Source organism: Pseudomonas sp. BS-2016 (genome assembly GCF_001806145.1).
GTDB lineage: Bacteria > Pseudomonadota > Gammaproteobacteria > Pseudomonadales > Pseudomonadaceae > Aquipseudomonas > Aquipseudomonas lundensis.
Genome location: NZ_MLCT01000019.1, coordinates 84,015 through 108,573 on the forward strand (window position 1 = coordinate 84,015; position 24,559 = coordinate 108,573).

The following is a 24,559-nucleotide window of genomic DNA, read 5'->3' on the forward strand; positions in this document are numbered from 1 at the left end:
AGGAATGGGCTCCAGCATTGCCAAGGATTAGGCGAGGCTAGAGCTTGAGGTCGAACTCAACAAAGGACTATAAAATGGCTCTCAACAAAGAAGCGCCGGGGTTTGACATCGACGATGAGGTGCTCCTTATGGACCCTGATATCGTCATGGACTCGATGTCAGAAGAAGATGCTTCACCCCCTACAGTTCGTACCAAGTCCAAAACTTCATCTGCGTTAAAGCAGCATAAATACATTGATTACACCCGGGCGCTTGATGCGACTCAGTTGTACCTCAATGAAATCGGTTTTTCCCCGTTACTCTCTCCCGAAGAGGAAGTCCATTTTGCGCGTTTGTCGCAAAGCGGAGATCCGGCCGGGCGTAAGCGCATGATTGAAAGCAACTTGCGGCTGGTGGTTAAAATTGCCCGTCGCTACGTCAATCGTGGGTTATCGCTGCTCGACCTGATTGAAGAGGGCAACCTGGGCCTTATTCGGGCTGTCGAGAAGTTTGATCCCGAACGCGGGTTCCGTTTCTCGACTTACGCCACCTGGTGGATCCGCCAAACGATTGAACGGGCGATTATGAACCAGACCCGTACCATCCGTTTGCCGATCCATGTTGTTAAAGAACTCAACGTCTATCTGCGAGCTGCGCGTGAACTCACGCAGAAACTCGACCACGAACCCTCCCCTGAAGAAATCGCCAATCTGCTCGAAAAACCCGTTGCTGAAGTCAAGCGCATGCTCGGCCTCAACGAGCGGGTTTCCTCGGTGGATGTGTCTTTGGGGCCTGACTCCGATAAAACCCTGCTCGATACCCTGACAGATGATCGTCCTACAGATCCGTGTGAACTGTTGCAGGACGACGATTTATCCCAGAGCATCGATCAGTGGCTGTCGGAACTGACCGACAAACAGCGTGAAGTGGTGATTCGCCGCTTCGGCCTGCGGGGTCATGAAAGCAGTACGCTTGAAGATGTAGGGCTTGAAATTGGCTTGACGCGTGAGCGTGTGCGCCAGATTCAAGTCGAAGGGCTCAAGCGCTTGCGCGAGATCCTGGAGCGTAATGGGCTCTCCAGTGAGTCATTGTTCCAGTAGAGCGTGCAGTACCTGAAACCCCGGCTAAAAGCCGGGGTTTTTTATGCGCGATCAGTTATGTGTTCCTGGCGTATTGAATGGAAAACTACCGCGCCATGTGTTTTTTTCCTTCTGTCGATGGGAAAAAGTAACCAGCAACGGCATACATTTTTAATTCGCTGTTCGGAATTGGGCATTTGAAATGAGGTGCTGCGAGCGAAACTGGATATTTGTTTCGCTGTTTTGTAAGCCTTTACTTACTCTTCTTGTAAGCTAAAGGTTGAGGATGGATTAAGTGGTTAGATTTTCTTACTTGTTTTGTTTTTTAAGTTATTGATATATATAGACTTTATTTTTTGCTAGGTGCCTGGCGTGTAATAAAAATCTATATATGGTGCGCTTGCAGCAAACTTGGAAATCTCTAATATCAGAACTGTATCGACGGATCGATACATCGTTCAAGGATGGACGTTGAAGGACATCGCAGGAAGCGATTCATCAGGATGATGAAAGGGAAAAAAGGGATTAGGGAATAAATGTGGGCGGGTCAAACCGCCCCTTTTTTTACTTGGCCTACGTGCCACAGACGAATGCTTGATTTATCTCGCTTGCGTCTGAGTGTGACCCCCCTTATTTAAAACAAAACGCCCAAGGTCATTAAGGCCTTGGGCGTTTTTTATGGCGTGCGTTAAAGGCGCGTCATCTCAGCACCACTCACAGCGCCGGGTAGTCGATGTAGCCTTCCGGTCCGTGAGAGTAAAAGGTCTGCGGTTGAGGTTCATTGAGCGGGGCATCCGCTTTGAAGCGCTCAGGCAAATCCGGGTTTGCGATGTAAGGCACACCAAAAGCCACGGCGTCTGCTTTGCCAGCAGCCAGCAAGGCGTTGGCGCTGTCTTTGGTAAAGCGCTCATTAGCGATGTAAGGACCGCCAAACGCCGCTTTCAATTGCGGGCCCAGGCTGTCAGCGCCCTCTGCTTCGCGTGAGCAGATGAACGCGATACCGCGCTTGCCCAGCTCCCGTGCGACATAGCCAAAGGTTTCAGCCAGGTTCTCATCCCCCATATCGTGCAAGTCGGCACGAGGGGACAAGTGCACGCCCACACGACCCGGCCCCCAGACGCTGATAGCGGCGTCCGTGACTTCCAGCAACAGGCGGGCACGGTTTTCCACTGAGCCGCCGTACTGATCCGTGCGCTGGTTCGTGCTGCTCTGCAGGAACTGATCGAGCAGATAACCATTGGCGCCGTGAATCTCGACACCATCAAAACCAGCGGCCTTGGCGTTTTCTGCGCCTGTGCGATAGGCCTCGACAATGTCAGCGATCTCGGCTGTTTCCAGTGCGCGCGGTGTGGGGAAATCCACTTTCGGACGCAGCAGGCTGACATGGCCTTTAGCCGCGATGGCGCTTGGCGCAACTGGCGTTTCGCCGTTCAGGTAGGTGGGGTGCGAGATACGGCCCACGTGCCACAGTTGCAGGAAGATTCGGCCACCCGCCTGGTGCAACGCTTTAGTGATATTGGTCCAGCCGCGTACCTGAGCGTCTGACCAGATCCCTGGGGTGTCCGGGTAGCCAACGCCCATTGGCGTCACCGAAGTCGCTTCGCTGAGGATCAGACCGGCGCTGGCACGTTGCACGTAGTACTCAGCCATCAACGCATTCGGGACGCGGCCTTCATCGGCGCGGCAGCGGGTCAGCGGGGCCATGATGATGCGGTTGGGCAGTTCGAGCTCGCCCAGTTTGATAGGGTCGAAAAGGGTGGTCATGTCTGTAGCCTCTCGGATCAGTGTGTGGCAGTGGCCAGGTCGGGCGTCCCGCCCTGGCGAAAAGTAATCAGGGTCACCAGCAACGCCAGGACCGCCAACGCTGCGGCAGCCAGCGGCACGCTGGTCAGGCCGAAGCCATGTGCAATCACGCTGCCGCCTACCCAGGCGCCCAGTGCGTTACCGATGTTGAAGGCGCCGATGTTCAGGGTTGAAACCAGATTGGGGGCCGCTTTGCCGAAGGTCACGACGTTGACTTGCAGCGCCGGGACGGCTGCAAACGAGGCGGTAGCCCACAGGAACAAGGTGATCTCAGCCGGGATCACGGCCACGCTGGTCCAGGTCAGGACGGTCGATATCACGGCCATGGCGATGAAGACGCCCATCAGGGTGGCGGCCAGACGCTTGTCAGCCAATTTGCCGCCGATGATGTTGCCGACGGTGAGCCCGAGGCCGATCAGCAGCAAGGTCCAGGTCACGCCCCGCGGCGATACGCCAGTCACGTCACCCAGTAATGGCGCCACATAAGTGAAGAGGGTGAACATCGACGCGGCAAACAAAGCGGTCATGCTCAGGGACAACCAGATGCCAGCGCCTTTGAGTGCTCTGAGCTCGGCTCGCATGTCGAGTTTTTCTTCGTCGCGCTTGGTCGGCAAGAAGCGGATCAGGCCAATCAGCGCGATCACGCCGATGACGGTGACGGCGAAGAACGTCGAGCGCCATCCGGCGGCTTGCCCCAGCGCGGTCCCCAACGGCACGCCCAGCACGTTTGCCAGTGTCAGCCCCGTGAACATCAGCGCAACGGCGGAGGCGCGCTTGTTGGCGGGCACCAGGCCCGCCGCCACGACCGAGCCAATGCCGAAAAAAGCGCCATGGCAAAGCGCTGTGACGACACGGGCAAACATCAGCACGTTGTAATCGCTGGCCACAGCGCACAACAGGTTGCCGACGATAAAAATACCCATCAAGGCCACCAGCGCGGCTTTGCGTGGCAGCTTGGCAGTCGCCAGCGCCATGAACGGCGCGCCGATGGCCACGCCTAACGCGTAACCGGTGACCAGCCAGCCAGCACCGGGAATGGAGACACCCAGGTCGGCAGCCACATCGGGCAGCAAGCCCATGATGACGAACTCGGTGGTCCCGATAGCGAAGGCGCTGAGCGCCAGGATGAGAAGCGAGAGGGGCATGAAAATCCTTGTTAAAGCGTTTGGTTGAATTGTTCGAGGAAGGCCCTGATGGTGTCTTCGTTACGTTTGAAAAAGTGCCATTGGCCATGCTTCTGGCTGGTGATCAGGCCCGCGCGCTGCAAGGTCGCCAGGTGCGCTGAGACCGTCGACTGCGAGAGGCCGCAATGCTGGTCAAATTGACCGGCGCACACGCCGTGCTCGGTGGAATGCAATTGGTCAGGAAATGACTTTTCGGGATCTTTAAGCAGGTGAAGGATTTCTCGGCGTACTGGGTGTGCCAGCGCTTTTATTATTTCGTCGAGGTCGATGTTCATGGTGGCAGTGCTCAATGAGGTACAACGTTATATCGCGATGAGGCGAACTTTAAATCGTAATATCGCGATATACAAATATGATTTTGATCTGAGATCAGTACAAATCGGTATATCGGGTTATAACGATATGGAGGGTGCAGTGCTAAACTGCGCGCCATGAATTATCTCGCACATCTGCACCTTGGCGGCCAGCGCCCTGAAGAATTACTCGGTAGCCTCTATGGCGACTTTGTCAAAGGCCCGCTGCAAGGTGAATTCCGGCCGGGTATTGAGTCCGGCATCCAGTTGCACCGCAGCATTGATGCCTTCACCGACGCTCACCCCTTAGTCGGGCAGGCACTGTCGCGGTTTACCCACACGCGACGGCGGTATGCAGGCATTGTGCTCGATGTGTTTTTCGACCATTGCCTGGCCCGCGACTGGGGGCACTATGCCGATGTACCGCTGGAGCGCTTTACGTCGGGTTTTTATCGTGTGTTGGGGGCCGAGCCGCAGTTGCCCGCCCGATTGGCGGCCATTGCACCGCACATGGCCGCCCACGACTGGTTGGGTTCCTATCAGGACTACCCAACGCTGGAGCGGGTGTTTAGCGGGATTGCCCGCCGCCTGTCACGCCCCCAGGAACTGGCGGGCGCCATGCAGGACCTGGATGCGCTGTATCAGCCTTTAAGCGACGACTTTCAAGCGTTCTACCCCGAGCTACAGGCTTACGCCGCTCATGCGCTGAGCCGCTGAATGCGCGTTGAGTTAGCGCTGCATTAACCAGCTGGCCTGAGCTGCACCCGCAGGCCCTGTCTGTTGGGGCTGCACCAGCACGCGTTCAATGGCTTGCTGCGCGCGGAAGGCGAGGACGGCCCGTTCCTGATTCAGGCACGCAATGGGTTCGAGCAGGTGGATCTCCACGTCCACCGTGTCGTGACTGAACAACCGCATCAAATGCGACAGCAAGTCGTCATCGCCGATGAAAGGCGCAATCGGGTCGGTCGAGCCATCACGCAGATAACGGATCGCGACCGGTTGCAGGTGCGCGCCGCTGTCGATCGCCGCTGAGAGCAGTCGGCCGTGGAAGGTGCGCACGCAGTGGCCATCTGTCGTGGTGCCCTCGGGAAACATCAACAGCGGCAAGCCCTGACTCAAATGGTGGTGCATCTGTTGGCGGATCAATTGGCTGTCGCCGGCACCGCGCCGGATGAACAGACTGCCCGCCTTGGCGGCCAGCCATCCTGCGACCGGCCAGCCGCGCACATCTGCTTTGGACAAAAACGACAGTGGCGTCAATTGCCCCAGCAGTGCGATGTCTGTCCATGACACATGGTTACTGACCCACAGCATCGAGGTGTCCGGCAACTGTCCGAACACCCTGATGCGAAAGGGCAGGGCATGGCTCAGGCGCGCCATGAAAAACTGTGACCAGCGCTGGCGCCTGACCTGAGTGCTGTTGAGTTTCAGGCGTTCCATCACGCCAAATACGCTGGCCATGCCCAGCCCCAACCCTACGACGCACAACACGTGGATCACGCGGCCGTAACGCCGCAAGCGACCCATTACATGGCCGCCTTGAAGTGCCGGGCATAACGCGGGCACAGCTCGTCACGTTTAAGCAAAATAAACACGTCGGCCACCTGGAAGTCTTCATCCCAGCAGGGTTCGCCGCAGATTTTCGCTCCCAGGCGCATATAGGCCTTGAGCAGCGGCGGCAGTTCGGCAATCACATTGGCGGGCAGTTCCTGGTGCGGAATCGGCTTTTTCGGTTCGGCGCGCAGGTGTTCGGTGCACAGGTAGCGTTCGCGCAAGCGCTGCATGATGGCATGGGCCTGAATGCCGCCGTCCTGCATCGGGATGCTGGCGCAGCCCATCAGGTATCGGTAGTGGCCCTGATTGAGGACTTCAGCCAGTTCGCCCCACAGCACGGCAATGGTGCCGCCATTGCGGTAGGCGGGGTCGACGCACGTTCGTCCGATTTCAAGAACAGGCCCTTGCAGGTGCGCCAGCCCGTGCAGATTGAATTCTTCTTCGCTGTAAAAATGCCCGATGCCGCGCGCGGCCGTGTGGTCCAGCAGCCGGGTGGTGGCGACCAGATGGCCGGTGTTGAGGTCGCGCACGCCGATGTGCGCACAATGCCTGTCGAAGTCGTCCTGATCCAGGCCGCCTTCTGCGCCTTTAAGCGTGGCCTTGAGTTCATCACTGAACACCCGGAAGCGCAGGGCCTGTGCCTCGCGCAACGCTTCGGGGCCGATCAGGCGTTCTGCTTGCAGGCGTCGTTCTTGAGCGGTGTCGCGAATGCGGGCGATTTGAGACATTGCGAATCTCCATGCAGGCCAGTGCCCGCCGAGGGTGACTGCCAATCGACTGAGGGGCGCAACGTCAGGCTAGGCAGGCGCAATGTCATCGCCATGACAATTGAGTGATGCTTGCGTGACAAGCGCCGCGCCGCTTTGGGCCTGATGAACTGTTTGGGCCGGCTGGCGTCCTACCCGATAAGCTAAAAAAATCCCTCGCACCGCTTGCATGTGCCCCGGCTCGGGGTAATGTTCGCCCACGTTTAATTGCCGAAGAGTTCTTATGTTCAAAGCGTGTTTGTCTTCTGTGTGCGCACTCTTGCTGACGCTGGGTGTCAGCCTGTCCGCACAGGCCAATTGGTATCTGGATGGCGAGTCGTCACGGCTGTCGTTTATCACCACGCAAAATGCCAACGTTGCCAACGTGCACCGTTTTTTGGTGTTGCACGGCAAGGTGAATAGCAAAGGGCAGGCGCAATTGAGGGTCGAGATGGATTCGGTCAACAGCGCGGTGCCACTGCTCGACGAGCGGATGCGTGATGTGTTGTTCGACTTCAAGCACTTTCCGGAAGCACAGATCACCGCGCAAATAGACCTGCAACCGATTAACGACCTGGCACCCGGCGCCCAGTTTGAGCTGCGTTTGCCGGTCACGGTCAGCCTGCGGGGCAAGCAGCACACCTATGATGCTCAACTGTTGGCCACCCGCCTGGATGAGCATCGGTTTCAGGTAGTGACGCTGGAACCGTTGGTGGTGCAGGCCGAGGACTTCGGTGTGCAGCCCGAGCTTGAAACACTGCGCAAACTGGCGGGATTGTCCGCAATCAGTTTTTCAGTGCCGGTGGGTGCCGTCTTGATCTTCACGGCCCGCTGAGATGGCTGGCGCAGTGTTTCCATGGCGTGACGCCAATCAGTTCGAATTGCTGATCGATGGTCCGCAATTCTTTGCGCGCATGATCGCGGCGATGGACGACGCTCAGGCCCACATTGACCTGGAGCTTTATCTCGTCGAAAGCGGCGCGTGTGCCGAGGCCATTGTGGCGGCGCTGGAGCAAGCGGCCACGCGCGGTGTGCGCGTACGGTGTCTGTTCGACGGCTATGGCAGCCTGGCGTTTACCTTGGGGCTGCGTCGACGGCTGATCGATGCCGGCGTGGAGCTGCGCTTTTACAACGCCATCAGCTGGCGCAAAGGGTTGAATAACCTCTATCGCGATCACCGAAAGCTGTTGCTGGTGGATCAACGTCTGGCGGTAGTGGGCGGTACTGGGGTGACCGATGAGTTTTGGCAGCCGGGCACCAATACCTGTGACTGGCATGAAGTGATGGTCGACATTCAAGGGCCGTTGGTGTTGGACTGGCAAATGCTGTTTGACCGTCAATGGCGCGCCAATATCAGTCGTAAAGCCTGGAAACCCGCCACCCACTTCGGGTTACCTCATTTACCGCGCGTGCCGGCGTCGGGAACAGGCATGGGCCGTGTGGCCTACGCAGACGCCCATCAGCATCGCGATATTTTGAAGTCGCTGGTCAGGGCCATTAACAGTGCAAAACAGCGTATCTGGCTGGCAACGCCTTATTTTTTGCCCACCTGGCAAGTGCGCCGGTCGCTGCGCCGGGCTGCCAACCGGGGCGTGGATGTGCGTTTGCTGCTTACTGGCCCGCGCACCGATCACCCTTCTGTCCGTTATGCCGGGCATCGTTACTACCCGCGGCTGCTCAAAGCCGGGGTGAAGATCTTTGAATATCAGCCGTGTTTTTTACACCTGAAAATGGTGTTGATCGATGACTGGGTCAGTATTGGCTCATGCAATTTTGATCACTGGAACCTGCACTTCAACCTCGAAGCTAATCTGGAGGCGCTGGACCCTGCACTGACTCGCGCTGTGGCGGCCAGTTTTGTCACCGACTTCGCGCAGAGTCAGGCCGTCAGTTTGCAGGCCTGGCAATCGCGGCCTTTGTGGCGGCGGGTCAAACAGCGGGTCTGGGGTTGGGTGGACCGGCTAGTGGTGAATCTGGTCGGGCGTCGATAGCGGTTTTATCAAGCGAGCCGCTGTTTTATTCAACACGCGGTTACATAACGTTTCAGAACGTGCAAAATCAAGCGGCCTCACGGGCACTTGGAGAGCGTGAGCGGGATTTCTGGAGCGTTTTTGCATGACACCTTCGCTGTTGTGGGCGGTACTGGCCTCGGGCTTCATTTATGGCATCACGCCGGGGCCAGGCGTATTGGCTGTATTCGGGATTGGCGCCGCGCGTGGTCGCCGCGCCGGCGCCGGTTTTTTGTGCGGGCACCTGCTGGGCGATGTGATGTGGTGCAGCACTGCGCTGATCGCCATTGTCGGCGCCCGTGAGTTCGGCAGCACGGCGTTCAACGTGCTGGGCCTGCTCAGTGGGCTCTACCTTTTTTGGCTGGGCGTGCGTGCCGTACGTGCACAGCCTAGCCGCGGGGCGCAGCAAGGCCCTGCCCGCCAGCCTTTTGCCCACGGCATTTTCTTCGGTTTAACCAACCCCAAGGCGTATCCCGTTGCCGTTGCCACGTTCACGGCTTTGCTCTCCAGCCGCGCAGAGTTGCTCACATGGACGATGCTGCCCTGGCTGATTGCTCTCAGTTTTGTGGGCGGCGCGGCGGCCTATGCCATTCTGGTCGGGATTGTGGGGGCTGGGCACGTTCGCGCGCTGTACCAGCGCCATGAATTACTGATTACGCGGTTGTGTGGCGTCATGTTCATCGGGTTTGCGATCAGCGCACTGGCGCATGCCTTGCCCGGTTTGTGGATGAGTGTTGTGTGACCTGAGCTGCAAGGAATCAGCCGGGGGGAGTGCCGCATCAAGAGGATGGAGTGTGAGGTTTTACCTTCTGGCATAGAGCTGCCCAATGGATATTAAAAGCTACCTGTCGCAATCCAGCTTCATCGATCTGTTGCTTGATGCCGTGTGCGTGGTGGACCGTCAGGGGCGGTTTATCTTTGTAAGTGCGGCCTGCGAGCGCATTTTCGGGTACACGCAGGAGGAACTGATCGGAACGTACATGATTGAGCTGGTGTTGCCCGCTGATCGGGCGCGCACGTTGCAGGCGGCTCAGGACGTCATGGGCGGCGAGCCCAAACTCAATTTTGAGAACCGATACCTGCACAAGGATGGCCGAGTCGTGCATATCCTGTGGTCTGCCCGTTGGTCCGAGACCTGGCAGATGCGCATCGCCGTTGCACGTGACATCACCGAACGCAAGCACGCCGAATCGCGGCAGCAGGCGCTGTTTGATATCTCTGAAGCGGCCCATGGCGCCGAAGACTTGATGCAGCTGTTCAAACGTGTGCACTTGCTCATCGGGCAATGGCTGCCCGCGTTGAATTTTTCGGTCGCCCTGTGGGATCAGGCGCAAGGCACGTTGAGCTTTCCTTATCACGTGGATGACCACCCGCAACGACACAGTAACGAAGCCCTTGAGTTGAGCGAGCAGGTGATACGCACCGGGCAAGCGATGCTGCACCGCTCACCGGATGCGCCTTCGAGGCTGGGTGTGCCGCTGGCCACGCCTAAGGGCATTATTGGCGCGCTGCTGGTCAAGAGTTCGCTGGGCGAAGAACGTTATACCGAGGAGCATCAGGAACTGCTGCAATATGTCTCGACGCAAGTGGCTGCCGCCATCGAGCGCAAGCAACTTCACGCCCGGTTGCAGTACCTGGCGCAGTACGATCCCCTGACACAACTGTTCAATCGCGAATCACTGTATGAACGGCTCGACCGGGCACTGGCCAAAGCGAGGCGGGAGTACGGGTTTGTCGGCGTGTTGTATGTCGACCTGGATCATTTCAAACAGATCAATGATCAATATGGGCACGGCATCGGCGATTGCTTGCTGCAACAGATTGCCAAACGCATGAAGCACTGCGTACGTGAAAGCGACACCGTGGCGAGGATGAGCGGGGATGAATTCGTGGTCGTGCTGGATAACCTCAAGCACCCTGACCATGCACAGATCGTGTCGGAAAAAATCCGCCAGAACCTCAGTCAGCCACTCCTGATAGAAGGCCATACCCTGCACGTGTTGCCGAGCATTGGTGTTGCGGTCTACCCCGAGAACGGAGAAGTCGCGCAGCAATTGCTACACCACGCGGATACGGTGATGTACAGCGTGAAGAAAAGTGGTCGGGCAGTGTGAGGAGTGCTGCGAAGAAATGTCGCTTTCAGAAGGCTGACAGCGCAATGAAGAAGTGGAGCGGGTGAAGGGAATCGAACCCTCGTTATCAGCTTGGGAAGCTGGAGTAATGCCATTATACGACACCCGCTCAGAGCGGCTGACTTTGTACCAGAAGTCGGCGCGGATGAGAAGGTTTAATTGTTCATTCCCTCGTTTACAGCCCGATGTGCTCACCGGATGGCGTCATTGTCAGCCCTGCCGATGAAGGGGATTGCACTGGGTTCAGGAAGTCCAGCACGACGCTTTTCGTGTGTCGACTGGCAGCCGTGTGTTCCATGTCCAGAAAGTGACCGGTGTTGTCCACGATGGCAAATTGGCTGTTGGTAACAGGGTGTGCGAATTGTCGAGCGTCTTTTGCCGCCGTGTATTCGTCCCATTCGCCATTGATGAACAGCACGGGAATAGCAATGCGTTCAGCCGCCTTGAGCCGACTCGCGTAATCACTCGCCAGCAAATGGTCGATGTGGAAGTGCATTTGCGCGTATTCGTGATCGGCAAGGGTGCTGATGTGACGAAAATTAAAGCGTTTGAACAGGTGCGGCAAATGCTTGCCCAGTGTGTCGTTCACCAGATGGCCCAGCAGGGTGCGGTCGCCCCTGGCCAGCCCGTGACGGCCTCGTTCCAGATAATCCTGCATGGCTGTATTGATGGCGGGTGAGAACGAACTGATCACGGCTTTCTCAATACGCTGTGGTCGTTCAGCCAGGGCGGCGAGTGCAACCAGTCCGCCCCACGAAAACGACAACACGTAATGGGCGTTAAAGTGCTCGATCAACTCCAGCAACACGTGGGCTTCAAGCTCATTGGTCAGCAGGGAATGATGAGGATTGTGGGGTTTTGACTGGCCCGCGTAGGGTTGGTCGTACAGCACGACATTCAGTGCGGGGTGCAGGTTCTTGAGGGTCTGGGCAAATGAGGCCGTTGTGGACATCGACCCGTTGACCAGAATGATGGTGCGGTGTGCCGATTCGGATCGGTAATGCTCGGTATGGATTCGATACTGACCTTGTATATCCAGCACGGCGATTTCAGGCTTCATGGCGTCGGACTCCAGCACATCGAACGTCGTTTAATCCGAGAGTGAACCCGGAATGTGACAGTCAATCGTGCGGGGCTTGAGCTTGCGCCAGAGGGTTGCGGTCTCAGAACAACTCGATTTCCTGCGCAGTCAGTGCCCGGTACTGGCCTGGCGCCAGGCGTTCATCGAGTACCAACGAGCCGATGCGCTCGCGGTGCAGGCGCAGCACTTTGTTGTTGAAGTGGCCGAACATGCGCTTGACCTGGTGATAGCGGCCCTCAACGATGCTCAGCCGGGCACAACGCGGGCCAAGCACGTGCAAGTGGGCTGGCTGGGTGGTGAGGTCTTCATACGCGAAATAAATGCCGTGGTTGAACGTGACGGCATACGCGTCGGTGATCACGTGCTCTGTTTCAACGTAATACACCTTGGGCAGTTTGGTTTCAGGTTGCGTGACCTGTCGTGACCAGTGCCCATCGTTGGTAATCAGCATCAACCCGCTGGTGTTAAAGTCCAGGCGCCCGGCGATATGCAGGTCGCCCTTGTCCGGCTCGTTCAGCCAGTCGAGCACAGTGGGGTGTTGCGGGTCGTGGGTGGCGCTGACACAGCCGGGCGGCTTGTGCAGCATGAAATACCGCGCGGGCTTGCCGACCTGCAGACATTGCCCGTCGCACTCAATGCGACTGAAGGCCCGCACCTCATGGTGAGGATCGCAGACGATGTGGCCATCGACTTGAACGCGCTTCTCGATCAGCAACAGGCGCACCTGTTTGCGATTGAATTGCGGCAAGTTGCTGAGGAAACGGTCTAAACGCATAGCCATCGATCACATGAAAAACCGGCGCGTAGCTTAACGGTAGGCGTCGCCAGTCGTTGCAGGAAGTTGCTCAAGCACACCGGCGCACCGTGGGCACAGACAGGTCGCATTGCGCAGTTCGGCAGGTAACGCGTCAATGACGCTCGGGTCGAGGGTGACGCTAAAACACCAGCATGCGCTCGTCGGCACATCGTCGCTGGCGAGCATCGCGCATTCATTGCTGGCGCCGCAGGCAGGGCACAGGGCGGGTGTTGGCATGGTCAATCCAATAAAACCGTGGGAGCTGGCCGCCTTTATACAACAGTTGGGCGACCGGCATGGTCATCCGCGACAGACGTGCCTGATTGCATTGACAAGGCGGGTGGGCTTTTTTAGTGTCCGCATCATTGTTTTTCGAGATGTAGCCATGACGCTGGACGACCGTATAAAACTTGAACCCCTCTGGAAGCAGGCGCTGCGCGAGGAGTTCGAAAAACCCTACATGGGCGAGCTGCGTGAGTTCCTGCGTCAGGAGCACGCTGCGGGCAAAGAAATTTATCCGCCAGGCCCCCTGATTTTCAATGCCCTGAACTCTACGCCGCTGGACAAGGTCAAGGTGGTGATTCTGGGACAGGACCCTTACCACGGCCCGGGTCAGGCCCATGGGCTGTGTTTTTCCGTGCAGCGCGGCGTGCCTGCGCCACCTTCGCTGGTCAACATCTACAAAGAACTCAAGCGCGATCTGAACATCGACATTCCTTCGCATGGTTGTTTGCAGTCATGGGCCGATCAGGGGGTGTTGCTGCTCAATACCACCATGACCGTAGAGCGCGCCAACGCAGCGTCTCACGCCAAAAAAGGCTGGGAGCACTTCACCGACCGGATAATCCAGGTGGTCAGCGAGACGCAGCCCACGTTAGTGTTTTTGCTGTGGGGGGCACATGCGCAGGGCAAACAAAAGCTGATTGATGCCACCAAACATCTGGTGCTGACCTCAGTGCATCCTTCGCCGCTTTCGGCTTATCGTGGCTTTATCGGTAACGGGCATTTCAGCCGCACCAACAAGTTTCTTGAGCAAAACGGTTTAACGCCCATCAATTGGACATTGCCTGCCGATTGATCTGCGACCACTACAGGTGTGGTCAGAGAAACGCGGCATGACACACCAGGTGTGACGCCTGGTGTGTAAGTGATAACACGTGAAAATCGCGCGAATTAAACCAGTCGCATTCGACAATTGTCGGGTGCCTCAATAACTCTTTCTACAATGGCTTTAATTGGAACGGCCCACGTCATTCCACTTTCCGGGTCTGTGATAACGGCCAGATGTTCAGTACTGGCATCCAGATCCAGTCGGCACCGTTCATCAATGATTTTGAGTTCGCCGTAGGCGCGACTGACCAACTTCTGTGCCGCCGGAACGCTCAGCGCGTAAATACTGACCAGGTAATTGACGGTTTTACAAAATAAAATCTGATCGCTTTCCGGATGCTGGGGTTGGAACTTTCGCAAGAATGTCAGCGCTGAGGCCTGTATCTGTTGCTCGTCATCCTCGACTAAATGGGCAGATGTCATGGTGTTACTCCGCACGCATTATCAACGTTCTGAATAGCAGCGCGACGCAGGTCTTTATCAACATGAGGAAGACGAACATCCGGATTGGGCATACCGCTGGGTGATAGCTCATGGGTCATTTCGAACTCAGCTCGGACTGACCATCCACAGGCTTCGGTTGTACATTGCAAATAGGCAACACGTAAAAAAATATGTCTGCCTTCGCTGGTGCGGATCCGCATTTTACTCAAGCAATGTGGGCAAACCATTTTGTAGGTGCTCATGAGTGACTCCGGTTAAACGTTGTTAAGTGCCAGTTGTAGCAGGCACGGCGTATAGAAAAGACCACTCCTTTGATCTCGGTGGGTGAGTGTCGGAACAGGCGGCAATAAGCAGTTCCGGCATTAAGTAAGTTTTTGGTTTTCTTTTTGTAGGATTTTTTGATTAGTTTTGTATGAGTTGCGTTTTTTTGAGCCTGAAGCGAGTTGTATGAGAGGTAAGTCAGTGTTGTCATTTTCGAAATATTTATAAGGTTGCAATTTTTTAATAATCTTGAAGTACTCAATGTGAGTAGATATTGAAGCAAAATCTCGCTGAGTCAAATTTGGATTATTCAAAATGAGTAACAAGAAATCAATTGAAGTACTTTTAAGGTTGAAGCAGGTCTTCGGTGTTAAAACTGACGCTGACCTTTCAGGCGCCATGGGGGTTAGCCCTCAAACATTGAGCAGTTGGAAAGGACGCTCAAAGATTCCCTATGCGCACTGCATTGATCTCGCAGAAAAGCACGATATTTCTCTTGACTGGTTGTTTAGCGGGCATGGCCCCATGTTGCTGTCTAACTGCCATCAAGTAACGTCAGGGCATGACGTTTTTAATGCAAATGAGTTTCAAATTTTACGGCTTTACCGCGCCTTAAATACGTTCAATCAAGGGCTGGCGCTAAGTGCTATACAGGATCGTCAACATGTGCAGGGTTTGACGGAACGCATAGAAATTTTGTCACAGCGTGTCGAGTAGTCTGCTCAGCCATCAGGTCACTTTCCCCCTCTAAACCGTCGTATCAGGTCGACAATGTCCGTCACCTGTATCCAGTCAGTCAGTTTTCGGCTGAGGGGGATTACCACCAATGCACATATAAAACCGCACACGCCGGGCGGTATGACGGGTAAGTAAAGTGATGCCACCGGCGAGAATAAGTAACCCACACTTGCGCTGAGTAAAAAGCTCGCCATTTTTTTGAATATATTTTTATTTTTTCGTGAGCTCGCCACCAGCCATGCCCCTAAAAAAGCTCCCCAGAACATCGGGTTGTTCACCATGTTTTCCAGCACGAGCAGGCACAGTTCTAGGTATTTATTGGCTGTGTACGCTAATTCTTCAGTGGCCATGTCGGGACGCTCTTTTGTCGTAGGGCTGTGCAGGGTTCAGAACATCGTTTGACGTGCATTTCAGACGGATTAATACGTATCGCGTCGGTCAGTTTTTTGAGGTTTATAGACGTCAGATGTGTGTCAGGATGCCGAACTTTAATGCTTTTAAAACAGTGGCGTGACGGCACCGTGTTCCAAACTTTGCTCTGAGGTTGAAGAAGTGAAAGTTGATGGTGCTCTCGGCGCGGTGAAGTGTTCTGGCAATTTCTGCGGTGGTCATACCTTTTGCACAAAGTTGCAGTATTTGCTGTTCGCGAACGGTGATTTTTGGCGTGCAGGGCGCGTGCTCATTATCCAGAATTAATGATTTATAAGACTCGTCCTGTTTCATTTCAAAGCCTGCACTGTTGAAGGAATTAGGCTTCACAGTAAATGCTGAGTCTCAGGCGCTCAATGTAATTAGGCTGTAAGAATCGGTCTTACATTGCGTGCATTTTCCTACGTGGGGCTGGCTGTTTTCGACTGTCAGGATTTAAGCCGTGTCCAGCGCCGGAACACAGGTTGCGCGAGAAACAACACAAACAGCAGGCGCATGACTTGCAGTGCCGTGACCAAAGGCACGGACAGTTGTAATACCTCGGCGGTCAGGCTCATCTCTGCGATTCCCCCTGGCATCATGCCCAGGGTCAGGGAGCGCAGGTCTAGATGCGTGAGCGCGCTTAACCCCACAGCGCATGCACTGGCGATCATCATGGTGAGCGCTGTACCAAGGAGTGTGCGGGCGATAAAAGAAGGGGCGCGGCGAAAGAACTCGCGATTAAAGTGACAGCCCAGGCCGCTGCCGATCAGCCATTGGCCTGCCTGACTGCTGCCTTCAGGAAGCCCCGTGTGTACGTCCCACACACTGCTGACGCAAGCGCTGACAAGCAGAGGGCCGAACAACCAGGGGTTGGGTTGACCCAAACGTTGCCAAGTCCAGGCCAGCATGGCACCGGCCGCAAACAGTAGCGTCAGCCAGGCGAAATCCACGGGTACGGCCTGCAAAGTCGTCGGGCCGGTGTCCAACGTGTATTTAAATGCGGCGGGTACGCATAAGACCACGGTCAATACGCGCAAACTCTGGCCCGCCGCCACACGGCTCAGAACAGCGCCGTTGCGTGCGCCGAGGTTGACCATCTCGCCCGAGCCGCCAGGCATGCTTGAGAAAAACGCAGTGGCTCGATCTTCTCCGCTGCGAAGCATGATCCATACGTTGATGATGCTCGACAGGCTCGTCAGCAGCGCACCGCACACAATCAGCCAAAAATGCGCGAGTACCTGCTCCATCACCGTTGGCGTGAAATGCAGGCCGATGCCAATCCCGATAATCCATTGGCCGCACTTTCTGCCACCGGGGATTTCGGCCAACTGCCAGGGTGTCAGGCAGCGAACCAGGATGACTGCCAGCAATGAGCCGACCATCCAGGGCAACGGCCAACCGATCAGGCTGGCCAGATAACCGCCAGCCAGCCCGACCAGCGGCGTTGCCCCCCAGTGTTGGAAACGGCTGTCAGGCATTGGCCAGCGCACGGCGCTGAGCGCTGCGCTTGCGCCAGATTCGTACGATGGGCAGCAGTAACATCACGACCGTGAGCATCCACACGCCCAGCGTGATCGGGCTTGACCACAAGATCTCCAGCGCGCCATTGGAAATCGACAGGGCGCGGCGCAGGTTCTGTTCCATCAGGCCGCCCAAAATAAAGCCCAGGAGCACAGGCGAGAGCGGGAAGTCGAGCTTGCGCAGGATGTAACCGAAGATGCCTATGCCGATCATCAGGAACAGGTCGAAGGTGGTCGCATGCACCGCGTACACGCCGATCGCGGTAATGATGGCAATCACGGGCACCAGCGCCCAGTTCGGCACGGACAGAATGCGCGTGAAGATACGGATCATCGGGATGTTGAGGATCACCAGCATGATGTTGGCGATAAACAACGAGGCAATCAGGCCCCACACGATGTCCGGCTGTTGTTGGAACAACAGTGGACCGGGGGTGATGTTGTACAGCGAAAGGGCGCCGATCATCACCGCCGTGGTGCCTGAGCCCGGCACGCCAAGGGTCAGCATCGGCACCAGTGCGCCACACGCCGAGGCGCCGATGGCCGTTTCAGGGGCCGCCAGGCCGCGCATGTCACCCTGGCCGAATTGACCCGTCGCGCCGGCCATGCGCTTCTCGGTCATGTAGGCCACGGCACTGGCCAGCGTCGCGCCTGCGCCGGGCAGCACGCCCATGATGAAACCCAATAACCCGCAACGGATATTCACGACAAATACCGCAGACGCTTCTTTGAGGTTAAACATCATGCGGCCTGTGGCTTTGACCGCTTCCTGGCCCCGGTGGGTTTTTTCCAGCAGCAACAGAATTTCGCTGATGGAGAACAAGCCCAACACCAGGACCACGAACTGAATGCCGTCAGTCAGGTGAATGTTGTCCCCGGTGAAACGGTACACACCGCTGTTGGCATCGATACCGACACTGGACAGAAACAGGCCGATCAGCGCGGCGATAAAGGTTTTCAGGGGGCGGTCGCCCGCCATCCCGCCCAGGCACACAATTGCAAAAACCATCAGCACGAAATACTCGGCGGGCCCGAATGCAATGGCCCACTTGGCGAGCAGTGGCGCGAACAGCACCATGCCGCAGGTCGCAATAAAGGCGCCGATGAACGAGCTCCAGGCTGACAGCGAGAGTGCGACGCCCGCCAGGCCTTTGCGGGCCATCGGGTAGCCGTCCAGGGTGGTCATGACGGTTGACGCTTCGCCGGGAATGTTCAGCAGGATCGAGCTGATCCGCCCGCCGTATTCACAGCCCAGATACACCGCTGCCAGCAGGATGAGTGCGGACTCGGGCGGCAGGCCCAGTGCAAATGCAATCGGGATTAACAGCGCAACCCCGTTGATGGGCCCAAGGCCGGGTAACAATCCTACGACCGTGCCGATCAACGTCCCGCACAGCGCAGTGACCAAGTTGTAGGGGCTGAGTGCGACGCCGAAGCCCTGGCCCAAATAACCAAAAGTGTCCATATCAGTTCTCCAGAACGTCGAGCAGGCCGAGGGGCAGTGGAACGTCCATGGCTTTATCGAACAGCAGATAAAGGCCGACGCTCATCACACTGATGATCACGACACTGGGCATCCAGCGACCGCCGTACAGACGGGCCATCGGAATGCCAATCAGGATGCTGCTGAGGATAAAACCCAGGGGTTCGAAGGTGCCGGCAAAGATCAGCAATAGCACGACGCATACCGCGATCTTGAGCAGGGTGTCGCGGTCCAGCTGTGGGTCTTCTTCGCTGTGCACCACGGGCGTCGGGCGCACAATCATGTAGATCAGGCCCAGCCCCATCAGGCCCAACATTAAGAGCGGGAAAGCCCGGGGGCCGACGGGCTCGTAGGAAAATGCTGCCTGATACGGCCAAGCCATCAGCGCCAGACCGACGCAGACCAGCAGCAACACCGAGGCAAAAATGCGTTGTAAGAGCATGGTTCACTCCTGCGCTGCGCGCCGGCGGTACGGCGCGCAATCAACTGTCAGCGGCGGTTACTGGATCAGGCCGAATTCTTTGGCCAGCACTTTGTAATCGCTCACCTGTTTTTTCACGTAGGTGTCCAGCTCGGGGCCGGTCATGGCGAACGGGAAGAGTTCGCGCTGATCGCGCAACGTGGCGAATTCCTCAGAGGCCAGCAACGTGTCAAAAGCGCCTTTCCACCACGCGTAGTCCTCGTCGCTGACTTTTGGACCAAGGTAAAAGCCGCGCACCACTGGCCAGACGATGTCGTAGCCTTGCTCTTTGGCCGTGGGAATATTCTTCATTTCGGGTTCATCCAGGCGGGTGTCAGAGAACACTGCGAGGATGCGCATGTCGCCGCTCTGGATGTGCGGCATGGAGTCGGAAATATCCGTACTGCCAACCTGAATGTGGCCGCCGAGCAAGGCGGTGGCAATTTCGCCGCCGCCTTCGAGCGCCACGTAACGCAAGTCGCGCGGGTTGATGCCGGCCGCCTTGGCGATCAGCGCCGTTTGCATCCAGTCCTGACTGCCTACGGTGCCACCGGAGCCGATGACCACGCTGCTGGGATCTTTTTTAAGGGCCTGCACCAGATCATCGAGGTTTTTGTAAGGTGAGTCGCTTTTAACGGCAATGGCGCCATAGCTGGTACCCACGGCGGCAAGCCAGCGCACTGCGCCCTCATCGAAACGTCCGAATTTACCCTGCGCCAGATTGAGCAATGAGCCACTGGACCAGGCGACCAACGTGCCCGCATCTGCGGGGCGTTGCGCCACGACCGCGTTGTAGGCCACTGCCCCGACGCCACCCGGCATGTAGGTCACGCGCATGGGTTTGCTCAGCAGCTTTTCGTTCACCAGCGCGCTTTGCGCCAGTTTGCAGGTCAAGTCAAAACCTCCACCCGGTGAGGCGGGGGCGATGCATTCGGGGCGTTTGGGTTCGGCAAGCGCGTGGCCCGCCAACACAAGGCAACTGGCCGCAAGGGCAAGGGCGCGCAGTGATTGATTCATGGTGTCTCCCGGTGCGTTTTTGTTTTTAGAGAGGGGCGGGGCCGCGTCACTACAAGGCGATACCGAAACCGATGAGCAAGCTGATTTCAGTGGCATTGCGTGGCAGTGAGGGGCGAGGCAGCAGGTGTCGCAGGCGCAACCTGGCGCTGAGTGAGGCGATTTGGCGAATACGCAATAAACGGACGGGCCAGGTGGCCCAAGGCTTTAAAGCCGGCATGAGGCAGTGCTCCATTATTGTTCTTATTGGCGAAAACGCTTCAGGGCGCTTTTCGGGTCGCTACGGCATCCATAGCGAAGACAGTTGTAACTGTCCGTTTCAGGATCCTAATCGGCCAACCTTTCACCAACCTTTCAAGACTTTTTCACGCCGTTTCGTACTTCACAGCCGGGCTGGCGTCTGTACACTCCGCGCAAAGAAGGGCAGGTGCCTAGAACAATAATGAGGACGATCCGATGCGTGTGCTCTTGGTCGAAGACCAGCCGCAACTGGCCGAAAGTGTGGCTCAGGCGTTGAAAAGTACCGGCCTGACCGTGGACGTGTTGCACGATGGCGTGGCTGCCGATCTGGCGTTGGCCAGTGAAGACTATGCCGTAGCGATTCTGGATGTGGGGCTGCCGCGCATGGATGGGTTTGAGGTGCTGGCGCGTTTGCGTGCCCGTGGCAAAACCCTGCCAGTGTTGATGTTGACTGCCCGCAGTGACGTCAAGGATCGGGTACACGGCCTCAATTTGGGCGCCGATGATTATCTGGCCAAACCTTTCGAGCTGACCGAGATGGAAGCCCGCGTCAAAGCCCTGTTGCGTCGCAGTGTGTTGGGCGGCGAACGTCAGCAACGCTGCGGGGCGTTGGTGTATGACCTGGAAACCCGCCGCTTTACGCTCGGTGACGAACTGCTGACCTTGACCTCCCGCGAGCAAGCGGTGCTGGAGGCTTTGATTGCCCGGCCGGGGCGGGTCATGAGCAAGGAACAACTGGCGGCGCAGGTGTTTGGTCTGGACGAGGACGCAAGCCCGGACGCCATCGAGATTTATGTCCATCGCTTGCGAAAAAAACTCGACGGCCAGCCCGTGGCGATCGTGACCTTTCGTGGCCTGGGCTACTTGCTGGAAAGCCGTGATGCGTAAGCTGGACAGTTTGCGCGGGCGACTGCTCTGGCACCTGACGCTGATGTTAGTGGTGTTGATGCTGGCCAGCAGTTTGAGTGCCTGGTTCAACGGCCGCGAGGCTGCTGACACCGCTTACGACCGAACCCTGCTGGCTTCGGCGCGCACCATTGCGGCGGGCTTGTCGCAGCGAGATGGCAGCCTGAGCGCCGACGTGCCCTACGTCGCGCTGGACACGTTTGCCTATGACAGCGCGGGGCGGATCTACTACCAGGTCAATGACATTCATCAGCGCCTGATTTCAGGGTACGAAAACCTGCCAGCGCCGCCGCCCGGTACGTTACGGACTGACGATTACCCGGCGCTGGCGCGTTTTTATGATGGCCAGTATCGGGGGCAAAACGTGCGCGTAGTGAGTTTGCTCAAGGCCGTCAGCGAGCCGAACATGAACGGCATGGCTGAAATTCGGGTGGCAGAAACCGATGAGGCGCGGGTTGCGATGGCGCGCAGCCTGATGGCGGACACCGTGCTGCGTCTGGGCATGCTCGGGCTGGGCGCGCTGTTGGTGGTGTGGTTTGCCGTGAGCGCTGCGTTGCGTCCGCTGGAGCGTTTGCGCACTGCGGTGGAGGAGCGTGAGCCTGATGATTTGCGCCCTTTACCGTTAGTGCCGGTGCAGCGTGAGCTGTGGCCGCTGGTGCAGGCGCTCAACCACTTTACCGAGCGTTTGCGTGGGCAGTTTGAACGTCAGGCGCAGTTTATTGCCGATGCCGCCCACGAGCTAAGAACCCCGCTGGCGGTGCTCAAGGCCCAGCTTGAACTGGGCTTGCGCGCGCATGATCCGAACGTATGGCGCACGACGTTGACACAGGCGGTGCAGGGCACGGACAGGGTGACCCACTTGGCCAATCAATTGCTGTCGTTGGCGCGGGTGGAGAACGGAGCCCGGGCGATTGCCGAAGGCGGCGCGCAGTTACTGGATCTGAGCCAATTGGCGCGTGAGCTGGGCATGGCGATGGCGCCCCTGGCGCATGCGCGTGGCGTGGCGCTGGCACTTGAAGCGGACCGGCCTGTGTGGCTGCACGGCGAGCCCACCTTGCTCAACGAGTTGCTCAGTAACCTGATGGACAATGCGCTGGCCCACACACCCGTGGGCGGCAACGTGATTTTGCGCGTGACTGAACCTGCCGTGCTGGAGGTGGAAGATGACGGTCCGGGGATTCCCCATGAAGACCGTGAACGGGTATTCGAGCGGTTTTACCGACGAAATCCCTCTGTGGCGGGTTCAGGGCTTGGGCTGGCGATTGTGGGAGAGATCTGTCGCGCCCATCTGGCACACATCACTTTGCATGATGGCGCGCAAGGCGGGTTGAAAGTACGGGTCAGTTTTGTGTACGCCCAGCGCTGAAGGGGGTTGCTGAAGGGGGTTAAAGGCGGTGTGGCTCAGATGAACATGACGCGCGCGGCGTTCAGTTCTTCCTGCAGCTTGATGCTCATGCCATCAAGGCCCAGCCTTTTGAAGGCGGGCAGGGTGCTCAGCTCAAGATTCAAGAGGGCGGAATCGCCCTGCTTAAGGCAGAAAACCGTGGCGATTTGCACTAGGTCGATGTAATCCACTGCTGCGGATTCGCGAGAAAAGTCCAGATATTGGCCCGGCAGCTTGACCAGCATTTCAGGGAATTCCCAGACGCTCAGCAGTTTGTCGCCAATCAGCGGGTGGATGTTTTCGATGACATGGTTAAGGGAAACCGGGTCCGAGAGCAGTTCGTTGTGTTCTTCGGCGTAGGTCAGGATCGGCAGCACCCCGATTTGATGCACCAACCCCCCCAGCGCTGCTTGATCCGGTTTAAGGGAGGTGCAACGGCGGCACAAGGCGTAACAAATGCCGGCGATTTCGAGGCTTTGACGCCACACATCACGCATTTTGTTTTCAACCACCTCGGAGCGGGCATGGAAGATTTGCTCCATGACCAGCCCGATCGCGAGGTTGCTGCTGTAGTTGACACCCAATCGGGTGATGGCGGTGTGCAGGTTGGTGACCTCCTGAGCGGCGCGCAGCAGCGGGCTGTTCACCACTTTGATCAGGCGCGCTGACAGCGCGGTGTCACGGCCAATCACTTTGCTCAGGTTGCTGACGCTGATGTCGGGGTTTTCGGCGGCCTTGCGAATGTTCAACGCTACTTCGGGTAGCGTGGGCAGAACCAGGTCATCTTTGGTAATGGCCTGAATCAAATCCTTTTGGACCTTATGCGCCAGGTTGCTCATTTCTGTTCTCTAGGATGCTGCGTTTCAAGGTGTTGCAATTTAGCGCTGGATTTCGCGATCACGGTCCAGTTGATAAGGCAGATCCAGAAGGGTCAATTCAGGGCCTTGCGCATCACCCAGATGCACGTCGCCGGCGTGTGCTGCTTCAGATTGCAGGACAGCCAGCAGTTCAACGCCGTGCTCACTGCGGGCGCCGATCACGACTTCGCCAATGGCGCTGCTATGAGTCGGGGCAAACAGCGGAGTTCCCGGCAATGGCACCTCATTGAGGTCGAGCGACAAGCGGTAGAGGTGGCGCTTGAGTTTGCCCAGGTATTGCATGCGCGCCACGATTTCCTGACCCGTGTAACACCCTTTCTTGAAGCTCACGCCCCCCACGGCCTGCAGGTTGATCATTTGCGGAATGAACAGCTCGCGGGTCTGTTCCATCACCTGACCGATGCCGGCGCGTATTTGCCCGAGCAACCATTCATTGAGGTTTGCCTGAGGCAAGTGGGCGTGAAGTTCACGGGTGACGCTGTCGGCCTGATCGGCGGGGGCCCAGAGTTCTGCACGATTGTGGCTGGCGCGAATCGCGATCAAGCCGTTGGCACGCACGACGCTGTCGGTGTCGGCTGGCAGGTCGAGCCCGAGCCCGGCCAGCACTGCGTCTGCACCGGAGAGGCCGAAGCGTACCCAGTTAGCGCTGTCATCGGTGAGTTTGGACTTTGAGAAGACGGCGTACTTTTTCAGGTCGGCCAACTGTGGCTCAACCAGTTCCCGCGCCATGGCCAGCAAGCAGCCGTCGGGCTGAAGCAGGATACGGAAGCTCGATTGCATGCGGCCTTTTTGCGTGCAGCGCGCGCCCAGACTGGAGCGCGTGTCGCTCAAGTAGTTGAGATTGCAGGTCAGCTGCCCTTGTAAAAACTTGCTGGCGTCAGCGCCGATCACAGCAAGAACGCCTTCGTGGGTCAGGGTGCAGAAAAAAGCAGAGTCGGCCATGGTTCATCGCAGGTCAAAAAGTCTGAAGGACATCATAGAGGGGCGATCCTCAAATGGATAGTTCGCGCAGGACCTGTGGGGGCCCGACCAAAGCCGACTGGTCTATGTTGGA

At 57.4% G+C, this 24,559-nt stretch carries 29 protein-coding genes and 1 tRNA gene; 10 read left to right on the plus strand and 20 right to left on the minus strand.

Features of this window, described 5'->3' with window-relative positions; translation table 11 throughout:
* Positions 1–74: 74 nt before the first annotated feature.
* Positions 75–1,079 (plus strand): RNA polymerase sigma factor RpoS, encoded by a 1,005-nt coding sequence (gene rpoS, locus BKD70_RS10730; RefSeq protein ID WP_047277156.1) that lies wholly within the window; start codon positions 75–77, stop codon positions 1,077–1,079.
* A gap of 693 nt (positions 1,080–1,772) precedes the next feature.
* On the opposite strand, the gene BKD70_RS10735 is transcribed toward rpoS, so the two are convergent.
* The 3 genes from BKD70_RS10735 to BKD70_RS10745 are packed head-to-tail and all read right to left on the minus strand — an operon-like array spanning position 1,773 to position 4,320.
* Positions 1,773–2,822 carry an alkene reductase gene (locus BKD70_RS10735; protein ID WP_047277154.1) on the minus strand — a complete coding sequence of 350 codons (1,050 nt, stop codon included), beginning with the start codon at positions 2,820–2,822 and terminating at the stop codon, positions 1,773–1,775.
* 17 nt (positions 2,823–2,839) lie between these two features.
* Positions 2,840–4,006 (minus strand): MFS transporter, encoded by a 1,167-nt coding sequence (locus BKD70_RS10740; protein WP_047277153.1) that lies wholly within the window; start codon positions 4,004–4,006, stop codon positions 2,840–2,842.
* A gap of 11 nt (positions 4,007–4,017) precedes the next feature.
* Positions 4,018–4,320: a helix-turn-helix transcriptional regulator gene (locus BKD70_RS10745; protein ID WP_047277151.1), complete on the minus strand. Its 303-nt coding sequence runs from the start codon at positions 4,318–4,320 to the stop codon at positions 4,018–4,020.
* A gap of 156 nt (positions 4,321–4,476) precedes the next feature.
* Here BKD70_RS10745 and BKD70_RS10750 point away from each other — a divergent pair, with 156 nt between their 5' ends.
* On the plus strand, positions 4,477–5,055 hold the full coding sequence (locus BKD70_RS10750) for an ACP phosphodiesterase (protein ID WP_047277149.1): 579 nt from the start codon (positions 4,477–4,479) through the stop codon (positions 5,053–5,055).
* A gap of 12 nt (positions 5,056–5,067) precedes the next feature.
* Here the strand turns inward: BKD70_RS10750 and BKD70_RS10755 are convergent, their stop codons facing one another.
* Both BKD70_RS10755 and olsB read right to left on the minus strand, forming a co-directional pair.
* On the minus strand, positions 5,068–5,865 hold the full coding sequence (locus tag BKD70_RS10755; RefSeq protein WP_047277147.1) for a 1-acyl-sn-glycerol-3-phosphate acyltransferase: 798 nt from the start codon (positions 5,863–5,865) through the stop codon (positions 5,068–5,070).
* Positions 5,865–6,620 carry an L-ornithine N(alpha)-acyltransferase gene (gene olsB, locus BKD70_RS10760; RefSeq protein ID WP_047277145.1) on the minus strand — a complete coding sequence of 252 codons (756 nt, stop codon included), beginning with the start codon at positions 6,618–6,620 and terminating at the stop codon, positions 5,865–5,867. Before olsB ends, BKD70_RS10755 begins: the two co-directional genes overlap by 1 nt.
* A gap of 262 nt (positions 6,621–6,882) precedes the next feature.
* On the opposite strand from olsB, the gene BKD70_RS10765 reads away from it, so the two are divergent.
* The 4 genes from BKD70_RS10765 (at position 6,883) to BKD70_RS10780 (ending at position 10,761) form a co-directional block, all read left to right on the plus strand.
* Positions 6,883–7,473, plus strand: a complete 591-nt coding sequence (locus BKD70_RS10765; protein ID WP_047277143.1) for a YceI family protein — start codon at positions 6,883–6,885, stop codon at positions 7,471–7,473.
* A 1-nt stretch (position 7,474) separates the two neighbouring features.
* Positions 7,475–8,629, plus strand: coding sequence for a phosphatidylserine/phosphatidylglycerophosphate/cardiolipin synthase family protein (locus BKD70_RS10770; RefSeq protein ID WP_047277141.1), 1,155 nt, complete (start codon positions 7,475–7,477; stop codon positions 8,627–8,629).
* A 124-nt stretch (positions 8,630–8,753) separates the two neighbouring features.
* Positions 8,754–9,389 (plus strand): LysE family translocator, encoded by a 636-nt coding sequence (locus BKD70_RS10775; RefSeq protein ID WP_047277139.1) that lies wholly within the window; start codon positions 8,754–8,756, stop codon positions 9,387–9,389.
* A gap of 85 nt (positions 9,390–9,474) precedes the next feature.
* Positions 9,475–10,761, plus strand: coding sequence for a diguanylate cyclase domain-containing protein (locus tag BKD70_RS10780; RefSeq protein WP_047277137.1), 1,287 nt, complete (start codon positions 9,475–9,477; stop codon positions 10,759–10,761).
* A 53-nt stretch (positions 10,762–10,814) separates the two neighbouring features.
* On the opposite strand, the gene BKD70_RS10785 is transcribed toward BKD70_RS10780, so the two are convergent.
* The 4 genes from BKD70_RS10785 to BKD70_RS24190 form a co-directional block, all read right to left on the minus strand.
* Positions 10,815–10,888 (minus strand) — tRNA-Gly (locus tag BKD70_RS10785).
* 66 nt (positions 10,889–10,954) lie between these two features.
* Entirely contained in the window at positions 10,955–11,839 is an 885-nt protein-coding gene (locus BKD70_RS10790) for an alpha/beta fold hydrolase (RefSeq protein ID WP_047277135.1), read from the minus strand.
* Between the two features lie 103 nt (positions 11,840–11,942).
* Positions 11,943–12,635: a pseudouridine synthase gene (locus tag BKD70_RS10795; RefSeq protein ID WP_047277133.1), complete on the minus strand. Its 693-nt coding sequence runs from the start codon at positions 12,633–12,635 to the stop codon at positions 11,943–11,945.
* Between the two features lie 33 nt (positions 12,636–12,668).
* A complete protein-coding gene (locus BKD70_RS24190) occupies positions 12,669–12,893 on the minus strand; it encodes a cysteine-rich CWC family protein (protein ID WP_080960370.1) in 225 nt (74 codons plus the stop codon).
* 148 nt (positions 12,894–13,041) lie between these two features.
* Here BKD70_RS24190 and ung point away from each other — a divergent pair, with 148 nt between their 5' ends.
* Entirely contained in the window at positions 13,042–13,734 is a 693-nt protein-coding gene (gene ung / locus BKD70_RS10800; RefSeq protein ID WP_047277131.1) for a uracil-DNA glycosylase, read from the plus strand.
* Positions 13,735–13,829: 95 nt separating this feature from the next.
* On the opposite strand, the gene BKD70_RS10805 is transcribed toward ung, so the two are convergent.
* Both BKD70_RS10805 and BKD70_RS24195 read right to left on the minus strand, forming a co-directional pair.
* The gene (locus tag BKD70_RS10805; protein ID WP_047277129.1) at positions 13,830–14,189 is read right to left on the minus strand and encodes a hypothetical protein; all 360 of its coding nucleotides are present in this window, start codon (positions 14,187–14,189) and stop codon (positions 13,830–13,832) included.
* Positions 14,186–14,452 carry an ogr/Delta-like zinc finger family protein gene (locus BKD70_RS24195; RefSeq protein ID WP_080960237.1) on the minus strand — a complete coding sequence of 89 codons (267 nt, stop codon included), beginning with the start codon at positions 14,450–14,452 and terminating at the stop codon, positions 14,186–14,188. Before BKD70_RS24195 ends, BKD70_RS10805 begins: the two co-directional genes overlap by 4 nt.
* Before the next feature lie 334 nt (positions 14,453–14,786).
* Between BKD70_RS24195 and BKD70_RS10810 the strand changes: the two genes are divergently transcribed.
* Positions 14,787–15,188 (plus strand): helix-turn-helix domain-containing protein, encoded by a 402-nt coding sequence (locus BKD70_RS10810; RefSeq protein ID WP_047277128.1) that lies wholly within the window; start codon positions 14,787–14,789, stop codon positions 15,186–15,188.
* 17 nt (positions 15,189–15,205) lie between these two features.
* Here the strand turns inward: BKD70_RS10810 and BKD70_RS10815 are convergent, their stop codons facing one another.
* The 7 genes from BKD70_RS10815 to BKD70_RS25020 form a co-directional block, all read right to left on the minus strand.
* Positions 15,206–15,559, minus strand: coding sequence for a putative holin (locus BKD70_RS10815; RefSeq protein ID WP_047277126.1), 354 nt, complete (start codon positions 15,557–15,559; stop codon positions 15,206–15,208).
* A gap of 112 nt (positions 15,560–15,671) precedes the next feature.
* A complete protein-coding gene (locus BKD70_RS10820) occupies positions 15,672–15,968 on the minus strand; it encodes a response regulator transcription factor (protein WP_139047525.1) in 297 nt (98 codons plus the stop codon).
* 98 nt (positions 15,969–16,066) lie between these two features.
* The gene (locus tag BKD70_RS10825; RefSeq protein WP_047277124.1) at positions 16,067–17,098 is read right to left on the minus strand and encodes an AbrB family transcriptional regulator; all 1,032 of its coding nucleotides are present in this window, start codon (positions 17,096–17,098) and stop codon (positions 16,067–16,069) included.
* Entirely contained in the window at positions 17,091–18,605 is a 1,515-nt protein-coding gene (locus BKD70_RS10830) for a tripartite tricarboxylate transporter permease (RefSeq protein WP_047277122.1), read from the minus strand. The genes BKD70_RS10825 and BKD70_RS10830 overlap by 8 nt, the downstream gene beginning before the upstream one ends.
* A 1-nt stretch (position 18,606) precedes the next feature.
* Positions 18,607–19,065, minus strand: coding sequence for a tripartite tricarboxylate transporter TctB family protein (locus BKD70_RS10835; RefSeq protein WP_047277119.1), 459 nt, complete (start codon positions 19,063–19,065; stop codon positions 18,607–18,609).
* 57 nt (positions 19,066–19,122) lie between these two features.
* Positions 19,123–20,100, minus strand: coding sequence for a tripartite tricarboxylate transporter substrate binding protein (locus tag BKD70_RS10840; protein WP_047277118.1), 978 nt, complete (start codon positions 20,098–20,100; stop codon positions 19,123–19,125).
* Between the two features lie 49 nt (positions 20,101–20,149).
* A complete protein-coding gene (locus BKD70_RS25020; RefSeq protein WP_159434370.1) occupies positions 20,150–20,317 on the minus strand; it encodes a hypothetical protein in 168 nt (55 codons plus the stop codon).
* Positions 20,318–20,553: 236 nt separating this feature from the next.
* On the opposite strand from BKD70_RS25020, the gene BKD70_RS10845 reads away from it, so the two are divergent.
* Together BKD70_RS10845 and BKD70_RS10850 are read left to right on the plus strand one after the other, a co-directional pair.
* Positions 20,554–21,225, plus strand: a complete 672-nt coding sequence (locus tag BKD70_RS10845; RefSeq protein ID WP_047277116.1) for a response regulator — start codon at positions 20,554–20,556, stop codon at positions 21,223–21,225.
* A complete protein-coding gene (locus BKD70_RS10850; RefSeq protein ID WP_047277114.1) occupies positions 21,218–22,609 on the plus strand; it encodes a sensor histidine kinase in 1,392 nt (463 codons plus the stop codon). Before BKD70_RS10845 ends, BKD70_RS10850 begins: the two co-directional genes overlap by 8 nt.
* A gap of 35 nt (positions 22,610–22,644) precedes the next feature.
* On the opposite strand, the gene BKD70_RS10855 is transcribed toward BKD70_RS10850, so the two are convergent.
* Complete coding sequence (locus BKD70_RS10855) at positions 22,645–23,466, minus strand: HDOD domain-containing protein (protein WP_047277113.1); 822 nt, start codon at positions 23,464–23,466, stop codon at positions 22,645–22,647.
* Between the two features lie 39 nt (positions 23,467–23,505).
* The gene (locus BKD70_RS10860; RefSeq protein ID WP_047277112.1) at positions 23,506–24,447 is read right to left on the minus strand and encodes a folate-binding protein YgfZ; all 942 of its coding nucleotides are present in this window, start codon (positions 24,445–24,447) and stop codon (positions 23,506–23,508) included.
* Positions 24,448–24,559: the final 112 nt, after the last annotated feature.